General features: G+C 54.2%; 17 protein-coding genes. 9 read left to right on the top strand and 8 right to left on the bottom strand.

Features of this window, described 5'->3' with window-relative positions:
• Positions 1-10 precede the first annotated feature (10 nt).
• From AC6I8E_RS18835 to AC6I8E_RS18820, 4 genes are all read left to right on the top strand, one after another.
• Positions 11-349, top strand: a complete 339-nt coding sequence (locus AC6I8E_RS18835; RefSeq protein ID WP_236262776.1) for a hypothetical protein — start codon at positions 11-13, stop codon at positions 347-349.
• 247 nt (positions 350-596) lie between these two features.
• Positions 597-842, top strand: a complete 246-nt coding sequence (gene ycgZ, locus AC6I8E_RS18830; protein ID WP_013196457.1) for a regulatory protein YcgZ — start codon at positions 597-599, stop codon at positions 840-842.
• Positions 843-1,019: 177 nt separating this feature from the next.
• On the top strand, positions 1,020-1,313 hold the full coding sequence (locus tag AC6I8E_RS18825; protein WP_095707913.1) for a hypothetical protein: 294 nt from the start codon (positions 1,020-1,022) through the stop codon (positions 1,311-1,313).
• Between the two features lie 162 nt (positions 1,314-1,475).
• On the top strand, positions 1,476-1,730 hold the full coding sequence (locus AC6I8E_RS18820) for a biofilm/acid-resistance regulator YmgB/AriR (protein WP_013196459.1): 255 nt from the start codon (positions 1,476-1,478) through the stop codon (positions 1,728-1,730).
• A gap of 287 nt (positions 1,731-2,017) precedes the next feature.
• On the opposite strand, the gene AC6I8E_RS18815 is transcribed toward AC6I8E_RS18820, so the two are convergent.
• Complete coding sequence (locus AC6I8E_RS18815; protein WP_201251418.1) at positions 2,018-2,938, bottom strand: AraC family transcriptional regulator; 921 nt, start codon at positions 2,936-2,938, stop codon at positions 2,018-2,020.
• Between the two features lie 104 nt (positions 2,939-3,042).
• Between AC6I8E_RS18815 and AC6I8E_RS18810 the strand changes: the two genes are divergently transcribed.
• A complete protein-coding gene (locus AC6I8E_RS18810) occupies positions 3,043-3,876 on the top strand; it encodes an oxidoreductase (RefSeq protein WP_312216055.1) in 834 nt (277 codons plus the stop codon).
• A gap of 669 nt (positions 3,877-4,545) precedes the next feature.
• Here the strand turns inward: AC6I8E_RS18810 and AC6I8E_RS18805 are convergent.
• Entirely contained in the window at positions 4,546-4,740 is a 195-nt protein-coding gene (locus AC6I8E_RS18805; RefSeq protein WP_033735335.1) for a hypothetical protein, read from the bottom strand.
• A gap of 411 nt (positions 4,741-5,151) precedes the next feature.
• Here AC6I8E_RS18805 and AC6I8E_RS18800 point away from each other — a divergent pair, with 411 nt between their 5' ends.
• Positions 5,152-6,168, top strand: a complete 1,017-nt coding sequence (locus AC6I8E_RS18800; protein WP_497823391.1) for a substrate-binding domain-containing protein — start codon at positions 5,152-5,154, stop codon at positions 6,166-6,168.
• 136 nt (positions 6,169-6,304) lie between these two features.
• Here the strand turns inward: AC6I8E_RS18800 and AC6I8E_RS18795 are convergent, their stop codons facing one another.
• On the bottom strand, positions 6,305-7,189 hold the full coding sequence (locus tag AC6I8E_RS18795; protein WP_110332121.1) for a LysR family transcriptional regulator: 885 nt from the start codon (positions 7,187-7,189) through the stop codon (positions 6,305-6,307).
• 99 nt (positions 7,190-7,288) lie between these two features.
• Between AC6I8E_RS18795 and AC6I8E_RS18790 the strand changes: the two genes are divergently transcribed.
• On the top strand, positions 7,289-8,014 hold the full coding sequence (locus tag AC6I8E_RS18790) for an SDR family oxidoreductase (RefSeq protein WP_033784852.1): 726 nt from the start codon (positions 7,289-7,291) through the stop codon (positions 8,012-8,014).
• Between the two features lie 39 nt (positions 8,015-8,053).
• Here AC6I8E_RS18790 and AC6I8E_RS18785 read toward each other — a convergent pair whose 3' ends face one another.
• From AC6I8E_RS18785 to AC6I8E_RS18770, 4 genes are all read right to left on the bottom strand, one after another.
• Complete coding sequence (locus tag AC6I8E_RS18785; RefSeq protein WP_013196467.1) at positions 8,054-8,794, bottom strand: YoaK family protein; 741 nt, start codon at positions 8,792-8,794, stop codon at positions 8,054-8,056.
• Between the two features lie 211 nt (positions 8,795-9,005).
• Positions 9,006-9,335: a DHCW motif cupin fold protein gene (locus AC6I8E_RS18780; protein WP_013196468.1), complete on the bottom strand. Its 330-nt coding sequence runs from the start codon at positions 9,333-9,335 to the stop codon at positions 9,006-9,008.
• Between the two features lie 25 nt (positions 9,336-9,360).
• Complete coding sequence (locus tag AC6I8E_RS18775; RefSeq protein WP_312216051.1) at positions 9,361-10,053, bottom strand: aspartate/glutamate racemase family protein; 693 nt, start codon at positions 10,051-10,053, stop codon at positions 9,361-9,363.
• 67 nt (positions 10,054-10,120) lie between these two features.
• The gene (locus AC6I8E_RS18770) at positions 10,121-11,272 is read right to left on the bottom strand and encodes an MFS transporter (RefSeq protein ID WP_418163240.1); all 1,152 of its coding nucleotides are present in this window, start codon (positions 11,270-11,272) and stop codon (positions 10,121-10,123) included.
• Positions 11,273-11,405: 133 nt separating this feature from the next.
• Here AC6I8E_RS18770 and AC6I8E_RS18765 point away from each other — a divergent pair, with 133 nt between their 5' ends.
• Positions 11,406-11,909 carry a MarR family winged helix-turn-helix transcriptional regulator gene (locus tag AC6I8E_RS18765; RefSeq protein ID WP_013196471.1) on the top strand — a complete coding sequence of 168 codons (504 nt, stop codon included), beginning with the start codon at positions 11,406-11,408 and terminating at the stop codon, positions 11,907-11,909.
• A gap of 8 nt (positions 11,910-11,917) precedes the next feature.
• Here the strand turns inward: AC6I8E_RS18765 and AC6I8E_RS18760 are convergent, their stop codons facing one another.
• Complete coding sequence (locus AC6I8E_RS18760) at positions 11,918-12,520, bottom strand: helix-turn-helix domain-containing protein (protein ID WP_313680094.1); 603 nt, start codon at positions 12,518-12,520, stop codon at positions 11,918-11,920.
• A gap of 43 nt (positions 12,521-12,563) precedes the next feature.
• Here AC6I8E_RS18760 and AC6I8E_RS18755 point away from each other — a divergent pair, with 43 nt between their 5' ends.
• On the top strand, positions 12,564-13,259 hold the full coding sequence (locus AC6I8E_RS18755; protein WP_370425464.1) for a B3/B4 domain-containing protein: 696 nt from the start codon (positions 12,564-12,566) through the stop codon (positions 13,257-13,259).
• The last annotated feature ends 81 nt before the right edge of the window (positions 13,260-13,340 follow it).

The raw sequence follows: 13,340 nt of genomic DNA, 5'->3' as shown, positions 1-13,340 counted from the left end.
ATGAATTTTTTTGCTACAGTTAATGTTACTTGCCGCAATCACCCAGGAGGATATTTTGTATTTTTCCAGCGACGAAAAAGCGAATGTCATCATTGGCGAAGCCGCAATGAACCTGTTTAATGCTGGTCAGGAAGTGAACGTTGAACTGCTGATTAAAGAGCTACAGGTTATGGCTGCCTCTGAAGTGAATGAGTATCGCCTTGAGCAGATGCAAACTGCACGTCAATGGCTGACGGGATTCAAAACAATTGGTTCACGCACTACTGGTCCGGCAAACTGGCTATCCAGAAATGCGGGCATCGAACCGGCTATCAGCGCCTCTGCTGATGATATTTTCTTCAAGCACTAATAAAACTGCTTAACCCCTGCCGGCCTGAATAATCAGGTCGGAACACCGGAGGGCTTGTTGTTGTACAGGAATATGGTACAATTTCCCCCTCGTCACTACTTCCTCGTAACGCCCTGTTTTAAAAGATATAGCACTTTTTGCACAAAAAAAATTACTCCAAAAATCCAAAATTCTGTACAAGTTTTGAAAAGATGTATAACTTGCGCATCAGGAATGCTATACATTTTCACCATCTGAGGAAAACACCATGCGTCAGAACGGACAAGCCCCGGAAACGATCAGCGATATTGCCCGTTACTTCAATCAGGCCAGCTCACCTTCCCAGCAGGAAACACTGGGCTCGGTAGTGGTCGAAATTCTGCGCGCAGGTCATAGCCTTAGCCGTAAAGCAATTTGCAGTAAACTGTTGCGCCGCCTTGAACTGGCTGCAACGCCAGAAGAAGAGAGCCATCTGCATGAATTGATTGCGATGCTTTTTCGTCGCGAAGATTAATGCCCGCTAACGGCGTCAGCTAATATTCACGATACCTGCTCTTAACCACCACTCAGGAAGATTTACTCACAGGAACGAAGCCCAGTACTGCTTTGCCGTATCTGGTGCACTAAGTTGCACCCGCTGACATATACGGACCCGCAGCATGGCCATTGATTCGTAATCAGAGAAGCCAGTATGTACAGAAGTGAAGATGAGAAACTGACAGATGTCATGATCGGCGAAGCCGTTTTGATATTACTCAAGTCAGACAAACCGGTGTCGAGTAATGCCTTAATCGCACAGCTTGAACTCATGGCTGCTAATGCCGATGAAGACACAAAAGTGTCTGTGATTCGCAAAGCCATCACTGAAGTTCGAAACGGCATGGCCGCTGCGCGTAAACGTGTGCACGGCGACGGTGCTGAACGTGATAAGACGACGCACCGTATGAACAGCGATGGCCCACCTGATGGGTCTAAAAAGCACTGATAGAGGGTATTGCGTGTCTGTCAGACATGGCTGGCAATAAGCGAAGCGGCAGCCTTTACGCGAAATTTTATTGGCTGGCTGGGCAAAACGAAAACAGCGTCTACACTCGTTTTTGACTTCACCCATTGCGTATAACGAATTTTCCTCAGAGAAAGAAAAATCATGCAACACTCTTCATCAGATTTATCCATTATTGATTATTTTCGTAGTGAAGGCGATTTGCTGGCACCGGAAACCGAACTGCTGGGCGCAGTAATTCGTGACATCGTGGCTGATCAGGGACGTGTGACCAACAAAGCGATAATTCTTTATCTGATCGCCGAACTGGAATGCACTTCCGACGTGATAAGACTGGATGTGTTGCGCAGAACGCTGGAAATTGTCGTTGGCCGCACACCTGACGATAGTGATATCTGATTACCTCTCCTGCGTTATCGGTGATAACGCAGGCTCAGTGAGATGAGTGCTCTGCTTTCAGGTAATTTTTGACGAAGAGCTATACCCCATCTGGTGAGTACTAAACGCCCAACCGTAGTTGCAAGGTATATAGCTGGCCGCAACGGCCATAAACAGCCCTGGCGCAGCCATTATTTCCCGAGCAAAATCCCCCTCTCAGCCTCCCCAGGACGCTCGTATCACCCTGCTGGGCAATAATCCGCGCGAATGTTATTTATTTGCTGGTAACAGATCACACTCTCTCCTTACTAATGCGATGATACAAATACCGGCATTTGCTGCACGGGCGGAACAGAGAAGTGACGCTGCATGCGTTTTATCTCCTCTGCCGGGGGCAGACCAAACAGACGTTTAAATTCACGATTAAACTGCGACGCGCTTTCATAACCCACAGCGTAGCCTGCCGCGGCAGCGGTCATTTGCTGGCGTACCATCAGCATGCGCGCCTGGTGCAGGCGTACCGATTTCACATACTGCATCGGCGGCATCCTGATAATAGCTTTAAAGTGAAGATGAAAGGTCGGGATGCTCATGCCCGCTTCCCCTGCCAGTTGCGTCAGGGTTAACGGCTCTGCATACGTGGCGTGGATATGCTTTACCACTTTCCCTATTTTGCTGAACTGCCCCTGCATAGCCAGCGCGGCACGCATGGCGTTGCCCTGTTCGCCCGTGAGTACTCGGAAGTAGAGTTCACGCAGTCGTGCATGTCCGAGTATCGCGGTTTCTAGCGGACTGTTCAGGGCTTCAAGCAGACCCAATACGGCGCCCTTAACCGTGTCGTCCATCTGACTCGACATCATACTTTGCGGCGCGGCGGGAGGATGTGAAGCATCATGCTGGTCGATCTGCAGGATAAGTTCAGCCGCGAGCTGAAAATCCAGATGCAGGTAAATAGCCAGCAGAGGATGCTCTGCTGACGCGTCGGTTTCCATGGTAAACGGCACAGGAACCGAGACCGCCAGGTAGTGCTGCTCATCATATAAATAGGTCTGCTGGCCAAAGTAACCCCGCTTGCTGCCCTGGCAGACAATCACAATGCCCGGATCATATAGTACGGGTGTTCTGGCAAGAGGACGGTCGGCGCGCAGAATTCGCACACCAGGCAAGGCCGTCAGGTTATACCCTTCATGCCGTGCAAGGGTTTTAATCAGGGCAATCATTCCAGACATCACGGCACCTCATAAGATCAGGCAAGAAAACGAGAAGATACGGCCTGAAAATGCATCAGCAGTGAGAATACCATGCAATCTCAACGGTTCATGGGAGTTCTTGTATGTCATCTTTAAAAACAATCTTAATTACTGGCGTCAGCAGTGGCTTTGGTCTGGCACTGGCGCGCGAAGCCCTCCATGCAGGGTATCGGGTCATTGGTACCGTGCGTAACCGCGAAGCACTGCAAACTTTTGAGGCGCTTGATGCACAGCGTGCCGCGGGCCGCCTGCTGGATGTCACGGACTTCGCGCGTATTGATGAAGTTGTCAGGGAGGTTGAGTCCACAGTCGGTCAGATAGATGTACTGGTGAATAATGCTGGTTACGGCCATGAAGGCATTATGGAAGAATCCTCCCTGGCAGAAATGCGTCACCAGTTTGACGTGAATGTTTTTGGCGCAGTGGCAATGACCAAAGCGGTCCTGCCGGGTATGCGTGAGCGCCGTCGCGGGCACATCATCAATATTACCTCGATGGGTGGTTTTATTACTCTGCCCGGCATCAGCTACTACTGCGGCAGCAAGTTTGCGCTAGAGGGAATTTCAGAAACGCTGGGCAAAGAACTGGCTCCGTTCGGCATACACGTCACCGCCGTGGCACCCGGCTCATTCCGCACCGACTGGGCGGGACGTTCAATGGTACGCAGCGCCCGCACTATTCCGGACTATGACACCCTGTTCGGGCCCATTCGTCAGGCCCGGGAGGAAAAAAGCGGCAAACAACCCGGCAATCCCGTAAAGGCTGCTCAGGCTATACTGGCATTGCTGGAAAGCCCGAACCCACCCGCGCATCTGTTGTTAGGCAGTGATGCCCTGAGTCTGGTACGTCAAAAGCTTGCGGCAATGCGTCAGGAAATCGATCGGTGGGAGAATCTCACGCTTTCAACCGATGACTGAGCCGTTGCTGAAACAGAGCGTAATGCCCTGAACGATGATGGCCGGTGACACTAACGGCCATCATTTCTGGCGTTCCGCACTGGATAAGGTAACCGATTCAGGTGCAGAGTCTGTGCGCCGCCTGAGCGTACATTAACGGATTCTCAGCTGGCTGCGACATCCCCTGGAATGTCGCAGCCAGCTGATCTCGTTGTGTTACCCGTGTGAGATGGGGTGATGAAGCTGGCAGAAGCGATGGTAAATTCCGTGCTGGCACTGGAACGTCGTCTGCCCGGCAACGCAGGATATTCTCCCGGTCATAATCATTTTTCAAATCAAACATACTCAGAACAGTACAAGTAACAACTGAAGCAGAAGAAAACGCTGCCTCAGCACGCTGATATTGCAGGCGTTCCCATTAATATCTTAGATTAAAATCTCAGGAAGCATTTATTCTGAATAAAGATTCAGGCCGATGCAGTTAATTACTGCGTTGTCATTTCAGGCTAAAAAAAGCTAATTCTGACTAAATTTAAAAAACAGAAATATAACCGATCTGAAATTAGAACTCTTCAGCTGGAATATTTTTAAACTCTGCTTACTGCGTCTTATTCTCAGTTAAGGCGGCACTGCGGAATGATGGCTGGAGAGGAAGGTTCTGGATGGCGCCCGCCATTGGCGCCATCAACCTTAATGCATTTTGCGGGTAAAAAAGCCAATTGCTTCCTGACACAATGCTTTCAGTTTGCTGTCACGCGTCTCTTCGCTCAGGCGAAACAGAGCGTCCGTAATGTCGTGAAAATGAACCGGCTCTCCCGCCTTGATCAAATCACTGACGACCGCGCCAACCAGTGCACGGATCTCGTTATCGTTGTCGTACTTCACACGACCTCCCGATGGTGTATGCATATACAGTCTAACATTATCGGGTGTCAAAAAACAAAAAAGCCGTCTTAATGGAAATATAAGCGAAGCGGCAACCTGACTATAAATTATCCAGCCCAGGATTTGAACTGACGTTATTTAAGTCAGCACCCTGTGCTTGCCAGTAAATAGTCAAAAGAGTGTTATCACTGCCAGAATCTGACCTTGCTAATACCCGAAGTGAGCCGATCATTTATATCGTTTAACGGAGTCCTGAGTTTGGGGTTTATAAAATCCGTTATTCCTGTCCCCGGTGCCGCATTTTCACGCTGACAGCCAGCGATGCTTTGAACAACGTGTTTCAGTTGAAGCTAAGCTGTTAGCCAGTATTATGATAAAACTCTGGTTATCCTCTGCTGTCGCGAGTCCTGCATGGCTAAATTCACCCTCAAACAGATCGCTGCCCAATCGGGGCTTAGCCTTGCCACTATCGATCGTGCCCTGCATCAGCGCGGCAACGTTCACGCGCGCACTCAGCATCGGATTCAGCAGGCGATAGCGGACCTGGAACTGATGCAAAAAGCCGGGCTCGCCAAAGGCAGAACGATTTACTTCGACGTCATCATGCATACCCCTGACCGCTTTCAGCCTCTGATACGTGAAGCGCTCAGCAGTCAGATCGCCAGCTTTGCTGCTTTCAGACTTCAGTTGCGTTTCCACTTTGGCGCGAATCTCACAGCGGAGGCCATTAATGCGCTGCTGAACAAAAAAGCGCTTCACAGTCACGGTGTCATTCTGAAAGCGGCCTGTTCCGATGAGCTGAATCCCACTATTGAATCGCTCCTGAAACAACGCGTTCCGGTGGTCACCATGATGAGCGATTTACCCGGCAGTGCGCGCCTGCGCTATATCGGCATGGATAACTTTGATGCCGGTAAGGTGGCGGCTTTTCTGATGTCAAAATGGCTGCGGGTCAGCCGTTCGCATATTGTGGCGGTGACCGGCAGTCGCGATTTCATCGGTGAACAGGAGAGAATCCAGGGTTTTCAGCGTGCGATGCAGCAGTTTGCACCTCAGCATCAGGTGAGCGTGGTGGCGGGTGGTTATGGCATTGACGCGCGGATGCATCAGTCGGTGACGCAGTTTCTGCAGAGCCATCCGGACACGGATGCGGTCTATACTGTCGGCGGCGGTAATCCCGGTATCCTGCGCGCGTTTGCCGAACAAAAGCGGCATGTGAACGCCTGTATTGGTCACGATCTCGATCAGGAGAATTGCGCGCTGCTGCAGGCGGGTAAGATTGATGCGCTGATCGAGCACAATTTACAACTCGACGCATTGCACGCTTTCAGAACACTGCTGGAGTTTCATGGCTTTCTGCCCGCCTCCGAACCGCCTGCGCCCTACTCTAAAATCAATATCATCACCCGATACAACATGACAGCCTGAAGCACTGACACCCCGTAACCCCGCATGACACTATGACGTAGATTGCGATTGCGGAGCCTCTGAATGGCTCTCCGGTTGACCGGCTCAGGTTGGTCAGCGATCACCACTATCCGCGCTGACTAACCGGAGGCCTTTCTCACAGCCTGACGTGATCGATCAACGCCCTGAGTTTAGGGGCCAGATTTTTACGGCTGGGAAAATAGAGATAAAACCCGGCAAAGCTGGGTAACCACTCATCCAGCACTGTCACCAGTTCGCCGCGATCAATGTAGGGCTGAAAAGTCTCTTGCATGCCAAAGCTGATGCCGCCCCCGGCGCAGGCGGTGTGGATCATCACCCCCATGTCGTTGGTAGTCAGCTGCGGATTGACGGCAACATCAAACTCCCGTCCCTGCTCAGCAAACTCCCAGCGATAAGGCGCCAGGCCTGGCCCTTTCCGCCAGCCGATGCAGCGATGAGTGACCAGCTCTTCAGGATGCTGTGGCGTGCCTGCACGCGCCAGATAAGAGGGTGAGGCTACCGCCACCTGACGCTGCGCAGTGGAGACCGGCACCGCAATCATATCCTGCGCGATCACCTCGCCCAGCCGCACGCCTGCGTCATAGCCCTGCCCGACAATATCAAACTCGTCATCGGTCACGGTGATATCCAGCTCTACCTGCGGGTAGGCGGTAATAAAGCTCGCCAGCAGTTCGCCTCCCAGCATCCGCTCAGCAATCGAGGAGATCGCCAGCCGCAACTGACCACGCGGCTCGGCCGCCAGCTCGGCAATATCGGTGACGGCGCGGTTAAGCTGGTTGATGGCCGGAGCCACTTCCGCATAGAGCCGCTGTCCGGCTTCTGTCAGCTGAACCGAGCGCGTGGTGCGCTGCATCAGTGAGATGTTAAGCCGGTCTTCCAGACGCCGCAGGCTCTGGCTGATCGCCGGTCGGGTCACGCCAAGCTGTTCCGCTGCCAGACGGAAATTTCGGGTCTGCGCCACAATCACAAAAACTTCGAGAGCATTCTTGTCCGCATTCATTGGTCAGATTTTGTTACCAGTCCGTAAAGTATCAGGTGGATTATCTTTATAATCCAGCCGCCGTATGATCGCCAGTGACAACCTGACTTGAGAGACAAAATGACGCAGAAAGTGATTTTAATTACCGGTGCCTCAAGCGGTATCGGTGCAGGCATCGCACGTGAACTGGCAAAAACCGATGCCATTCTATTACTGGGCGCACGGCGCGAAAGCCGTCTGGCCGCGCTGGCTGAGGAGCTGCGGTTTAATGGCGCTGAGGTGGCGATCAAAGCGCTGGACGTTACGCACCGCGAAGATGTGGCGCAGTTTGTGGCATTTGCGCTGGAGAAGTGGGGACGGGTTGATGTGATGATCAACAATGCCGGGATTATGCCCCTGTCACCCATGGCCTCACTCAGGGTCGAAGAGTGGGATCAGATGATCGATGTAAACATCAAAGGCGTGCTGTATGGCATTGCGGGGGTTCTGCCGACCATGCTAGCCCACCAGCGCGGACACATCATCAATATCGCATCAATCGGTGCGCTGGCCGTGTCGCCCACGGCGGCAGTTTACTGTGCCACCAAGTTTGCGGTGCGGGCGATTTCTGACGGTTTACGGCAGGAGAACAGTCAGCTGCGTGTGACCTGTGTCCATCCCGGTGTGGTCGAGAGCGAGCTGGCCTCAACCATTACCGACCCGACAGCTGCCGAGGCGATGCAACATTATCGCGCTATCGCGCTGCAACCGGATGCCATTGGCCGCGCCGTGCGCTATGCGATTGAGCAGCCTGAAGAGGTGGATGTAAACGAGATTGTCGTGCGGCCAACCCGCACACAGCAGTAAGCGACCGGCCCGCTGTGCGATGTGCAGCGGGCCGGAATATCAGTAAAGACTTCTGCGGGTTCGCTGCACGGTAACGGCAATGGCCGTCAGAGCTACCAGCATCAGAAACACGCCCAGGCCAACCATCGCGTTAAACCCATAGGTTTTAAACAGCAGCAGCCCGGCGATACAACCGCTCAGGAAGGAGAATACCGTGGTCAGATGGGTGTGAAGAACCTTCTGGAAGAAGCGACGATCGTCGGTTTCCAGATGCACAGCATGAGACGTATGCGCAAAAATCCACGACCCCAGCGCTATGCCCGCATCGGTCAGCGTGCCGGTAATATGGGTCGATCTGACGCGGCCATTGGAGAGCTGCGTCGAGGTCGCATTGTGAATACCCATCAAAAAGCCCAGCATTATCAGAACTTCCCCGTTAAAGCTTGGCCGGTAGAACACGATCTCAAAGATCGATGCTGCCGTCAGCGCCGCACCTTCTGCCAGAATAATCAGACAGAAAATGGTGCGTAACTTATGCCTGATTCCCACCACTACCGCCAGCCGGGCTACGGTACAGCCCAGTACAAAGGCAACAATCAGCGCCATCAAAAACAGCATAGTGTGAAGATCGCTGGTGGTGACTTCCTGAGATATCTGCGAGGTGTTACCGGTCATATGCGACGGGAAAAATCCGAACGCGCCCAGCGCCATGGCATTAAGGATGCCAGCGGTGGTCGCCAGCACCAGCGCCAGCAGTCGGTCTTCGGTATGTGAACGAACTTTCTTCTTTTTTATCAGCACAGGCTTCCCCACATCAGGTGAATGCAAAACGTTCTTATAAGGCTTCAAGCATACAACCTGATGGGAATTATTCCTGTCAGAACCAGATAACTCTGATGAAATAAGCCATTAATTTTGCTGATTTTTATAAAGCAGATTCAGTTTACTTTTAAAAGTGTCAACGACGCGATGATCCACCACCGGGCGAGCCCTGCTAAAGCAGATAACAAATTCAGTCGACGATAAAGAGTTGCGCACCTGTCGTTGTAAAAGAACGATGCGGTTCAGCCTCATCCGCAACCTGATAGCTCACGCCCGGAGTCAGCACGAAACGGCGGCCATCTGCCAGTTCAGTGTGCAACTCGCCCGCCATGCAGAGCAGAATATGACCCTTGGTGCACCAGTGGTCGGCGACATAGCCTGGCGAGTAGTCGACCATGCGAACCCGGATGTCGTTAAATTTCATGGTTCGCCAGGTCGCCTGCCCTTGTTCGCCGGGATGAATCGTCTCTGCAACCTGATCCCACTGCGTCAGGCCAAACGGCAGATTGTCTATTTTCATGCGATTCCCCTGTTGAGGATGAATGTTAATTCAGCGCCTGGATAACGGCCTCTTGCGCGTGGATCAGCGTAGTATCAAACAGCGGCACGCTGGCATCGGTAGCATCAACCAGCAGAGTGATTTCAGTGCAGCCCAGAATAATGGCCTCAGCCCCCTGCGCCACCAGAGACTGCATAATCTCCCTGTAGCGACGACGCGACGCGGGATTGATTTCGCCCAGACAAAGCTCGTGGTAGATCACCTCATGCACAAACAGACGATCCGCTTCATCGGGCGTCATCACTTCAAGACCGAACTGCTGCTGAAGACGCCCGCGATAAAAATCCTGCTCCATAGTGAAGCGCGTCGCCAGTAATCCGACCTTACGTATCCCGGCCTGCTGAATGCGCCGTCCGGTGGCATCGGCAATATGCAGCAGCGGTATGCCTGTTGCAGCGCTGATTTGCGCCGCCACTTTATGCATGGTGTTGGTACAGAGCACGATGAACTGCGCGCCAGCCCGTTCCAGATTGCGTGCCGCATCAGCCAGGATCTCGCCCGCCCGCTGCCATTCGCCCGCAGCCTGAAGCTGCTCTATGCGCTGGAAGTCGACGCTCCAGAGCACCAGCTCCGCTGAGTGCAGGCCACCCAGTTGCTGTTTAACCTGCTGATTGAGAATGCGGTAATAGAGCGCGGTAGATTCCCAAGACATGCCGCCTAACAGACCAATAACTTTCACACTGCACTCCGGTTCGAGGGGGTTTATTCCAGCATGCCAGATCGCCATTGAACGGCAACGGCTTTGTTCAGGCTGCCCTGTTTTGCGCTCTGAAGCGGCAGGCCATCGCCATCAGCAACACGACGTCAGCGCTCATGATCAGCCAGGCCTGATTAAGAGACGAGCCGCTGTCACGCACCCAGCCCGCGACCAGCGGCATCAGCGCCGCAATCAGGTATCCGCCACCCTGCACCCTGGACAGCAGAACCGCCGCTTCCCGGGCGCTGCGCGCATGATCCAGCGTGACAATCAACGACAGCGGAAACAGTGCGCCGATGCCCGTACCCAGCAACAGCGCAGAGAGCAGCGGCATCGTATTCGGGTAAAACACAAGGCTTAGCAGCCCTGCCAGTAACAGGACCAGCACGCCGAGCAGCAGCGGACGGCGATCGGGAAAGCGATGTAAGGTTGCTGTGACGATGAAGCCTGCCACCACTTCGGTTAACGTCAACGCGGCGAGAAGATAGCCACTGTGGCGCGCACTCCAGCCCAGCTGAATATAAAATGGCGGCAGCCACGCCAGAACCAGCGTGTAAGCCCCGGTGCCAATGCCGAAAAAGAGCGTCAGCAGCAATGTTCGCGGCGCTGGCAGCGTCATTGCCTCAGACGCCAGGCTCACCTGCGGCGATCGCCTGACTGCACTCAGCCAGATTAACAGCGCTATCAGCGTTAACCCGCCGGAGAGCGCCAGCGCGGGTTGCAGACCCAGCATTGAAAACAGCGGTTCGGCACTGGCTGCCGTCAGCGCTGCGCCCGCCATAATCCCGGTGCTGAACAGCGCCATCAGCGTCGCCGCTGCGTCAGCAAAACGTTGCCGGATCAGCGCGGGCATCATTGCCTGGATTACGCCAATGCCTGCGCCACCGGCCAGCGCGGTAAGCATCAGCTGAGCGGAGGTCAGGTTAAGGCCGCGCCACAGGCAGGCCACGGTCAGACAGAGCAACCCGATGGCAATGCCGGTTACCGGCCCGAAGCGGGCGATCAGCCACGGCCCGAAGAGTGCCGCCAGCCCCATCATCGCCACCGGCAGTGCGGTCAGCAGACTGAACGCCGTCGCCGACAACCCGGTTTGCTGTTGCAACACCGGAAACAGCGGGCCGATAATAGCCAGCATTGGCCGCAGATTGAGTCCGACCAGAAAAACGATCGCGGCAAACAGAGTGGGGAAAATTTTCATCATGCAGGCTCAGCCAGAAATTGACGATGACAGCACCGTGCTGTCACTATTTATCTTAACGTTAAGATAAATTTCGTCCACTGTTAAGAGGCTGAGCACAACCCGACAACATAACCCCGACATTTGCAGGTGATTTATGCATGACCATATTGATTTCGTTGTCAGCCAGTGGGACAACGCGATGCCCGACCTGGACACCGCTTCCATGCGTATCTTCGGCAGGATGCTGCGGCTGATGAAACATCTTGCAAAAGCACGCAGTGAGGCACTGGCGCCGTTTGGTTTTCAGGAGGGTGAATTTGATGTGCTGGCGACTCTGCGACGGGCGGGATCTCCTTATCGGCTGTCACCCACGCAGCTCTACCAGTCGCTGCTGGTGACCTCCGGCGCAATGACAAATCGCCTGAACCGGCTGGAGCAGCAGCACCTGATTGAACGTGTTGCCGCACCAGATGATAAGCGCAGTATGCTGGTGGGGCTGACGCCGCACGGTCAGCAGCAGATTGAGCAGGCACTTCGTGCACATACCGCCATTCAGGAAGCGGTGCTGGCACCGCTGGCCGCATCAGAGCGCGCCGAACTGGAAGGGTTACTGAAAACGCTGCTGCTGGCCTTTCCCGGCGAAGCGACAGCCGATTAAAAACGCCGTCAGCGCTGCAGTTCCGCCACCGTCATGGTGAAGATAACGGGCTGGTCATTGGCACTGGCATAGGCATGGGGCATATCGGTACGGGCCACCGCTGCACAGCCCTGCTGAATCACTAGCGTCTGCTCACCCACGGTTAATGCCAGTGTGCCCTGCTCGACGTGCAGCAGTTCCAGCGTACCCGACGAGTGGCCGGTGGAACTGAACGCCTCGCCTGCAAACATCTGCCAGCGCCATAGCTCGATCATATCCGGCCCACGGGTGCCGGCCAGCAGCTGCGCACTCCCACCCTGCTCACCCTGCCACAGTACGGGCATTTCGCTGTTTTCAATCAGCCAGGCGTCAGGTGCATGTGAGATGCTAACGATATCCGCTACCGAGACGCCCAGTGCGGCAGCTATCTTGCAGAGAATAGCGATGCTGGGATTGGCAGCGCCCTTTTCGATTTCAACCAGCATCCCTTTACTGACGCCTGCCCGGCGGGATAACTCATCCAGCGAGAGTTTCTGGCTTTTGCGCCAGCTTTTTATGCGGTCTGAAACAGCCTGACTGACAGTGGCGACATCAGCACCTGCATCGGTCGCTATATTGACTTTTTTGGTCATCGGTCATTACTATGAAATAAATTAGTCACTGAGAGAGTATCCGATGTTATTCGTTCATCCGTCAATCGATCCGGCCATTTTCACACTCGCCCCCGGCTTTCGTGCCATGAGCATTGCGGTGGAAGCCACATACATTACCCGACCAGAAGTCGCCAGCGACGCACTGAAAAGCGCATGCCAGCAGGTCATACAGGATGATGTTGTCTGGGCAGATGCGCACCTTGCGGCCTGGGCCGAGGTATTCAGGGCGTTTGGTGCCAAAGCGAAGCGAACGCCCTGTTCTGCTGAAGCATTGCGTAAACGGGTGCTGCGGGATGGCACACTGCCTGCTATTGATCCGGTTGTCGATCTCTACAATGCCATCAGCATCCGTTACGCCCTGCCGGTCGGTGGTGAGAATATTGCGGCTTACAAAGGCGCGCCACGTCTGGTGATTGCTGACGGCAGTGAACGTTTCGATACCGTCAAAGAGGGCGAAGTCGTTTATGAATCGCCGGAACCGGGCGAAGTGATCTGGCGCGACGATCAGGGCGTAACCTGCCGCCGCTGGAACTGGCGTCAGGGCGTGCGTACCCGACTGGATGCCAGTGCGCATCAGATGTGGTTTATACTGGAAAGCCTGCCCGCTATGCCGCTCTCCGCGCTGCAACAGGCCAGCGACGAGCTGGTCTCGGGATTGCAACAGATGATGCCAGGTGCACAGATTGGCAAGACGCTGATCGAAGCGCCCGCAGGCTAAACAGGGACGGGGTTAACGCTGAGCGGAATCTGTGGCAGGATACGCGCCCTGCGTCTGGCCATACCCGGCTGACTTAACTGA

Source organism: Pantoea sp. X-Soil-YNGN-785 (genome assembly GCF_059730585.1).
The sequence above is the reverse complement of the archived record's forward strand: the minus strand, read 5'-3'. Positions and strand labels throughout refer to the sequence as shown.

Bases quoted from the DNA above. Each gene is read 5' to 3' on its own strand.
- ycgZ (WP_013196457.1), top strand. From the start codon at position 597: ATGCGTCAGAACGGACAAGCCCCGGAAACGATCAGCGATATTGCCCGT.
- AC6I8E_RS18795 (WP_110332121.1), bottom strand. From the start codon at position 7,189: ATGAATGCGGACAAGAATGCTCTCGAAGTTTTTGTGATTGTGGCGCAG.
- AC6I8E_RS18825 (WP_095707913.1), top strand. From the start codon at position 1,020: ATGTACAGAAGTGAAGATGAGAAACTGACAGATGTCATGATCGGCGAA.
- AC6I8E_RS18800 (WP_497823391.1), top strand. From the start codon at position 5,152: ATGGCTAAATTCACCCTCAAACAGATCGCTGCCCAATCGGGGCTTAGC.
- AC6I8E_RS18770 (WP_418163240.1), bottom strand. From the start codon at position 11,272: ATGATGAAAATTTTCCCCACTCTGTTTGCCGCGATCGTTTTTCTGGTC.
- AC6I8E_RS18810 (WP_312216055.1), top strand. From the start codon at position 3,043: ATGTCATCTTTAAAAACAATCTTAATTACTGGCGTCAGCAGTGGCTTT.
- AC6I8E_RS18760 (WP_313680094.1), bottom strand. From the start codon at position 12,520: ATGACCAAAAAAGTCAATATAGCGACCGATGCAGGTGCTGATGTCGCC.
- AC6I8E_RS18765 (WP_013196471.1), top strand. From the start codon at position 11,406: ATGCATGACCATATTGATTTCGTTGTCAGCCAGTGGGACAACGCGATG.
- AC6I8E_RS18790 (WP_033784852.1), top strand. From the start codon at position 7,289: ATGACGCAGAAAGTGATTTTAATTACCGGTGCCTCAAGCGGTATCGGT.
- AC6I8E_RS18780 (WP_013196468.1), bottom strand. From the start codon at position 9,335: ATGAAAATAGACAATCTGCCGTTTGGCCTGACGCAGTGGGATCAGGTT.
- AC6I8E_RS18820 (WP_013196459.1), top strand. From the start codon at position 1,476: ATGCAACACTCTTCATCAGATTTATCCATTATTGATTATTTTCGTAGT.
- AC6I8E_RS18755 (WP_370425464.1), top strand. From the start codon at position 12,564: ATGTTATTCGTTCATCCGTCAATCGATCCGGCCATTTTCACACTCGCC.
- AC6I8E_RS18815 (WP_201251418.1), bottom strand. From the start codon at position 2,938: ATGTCTGGAATGATTGCCCTGATTAAAACCCTTGCACGGCATGAAGGG.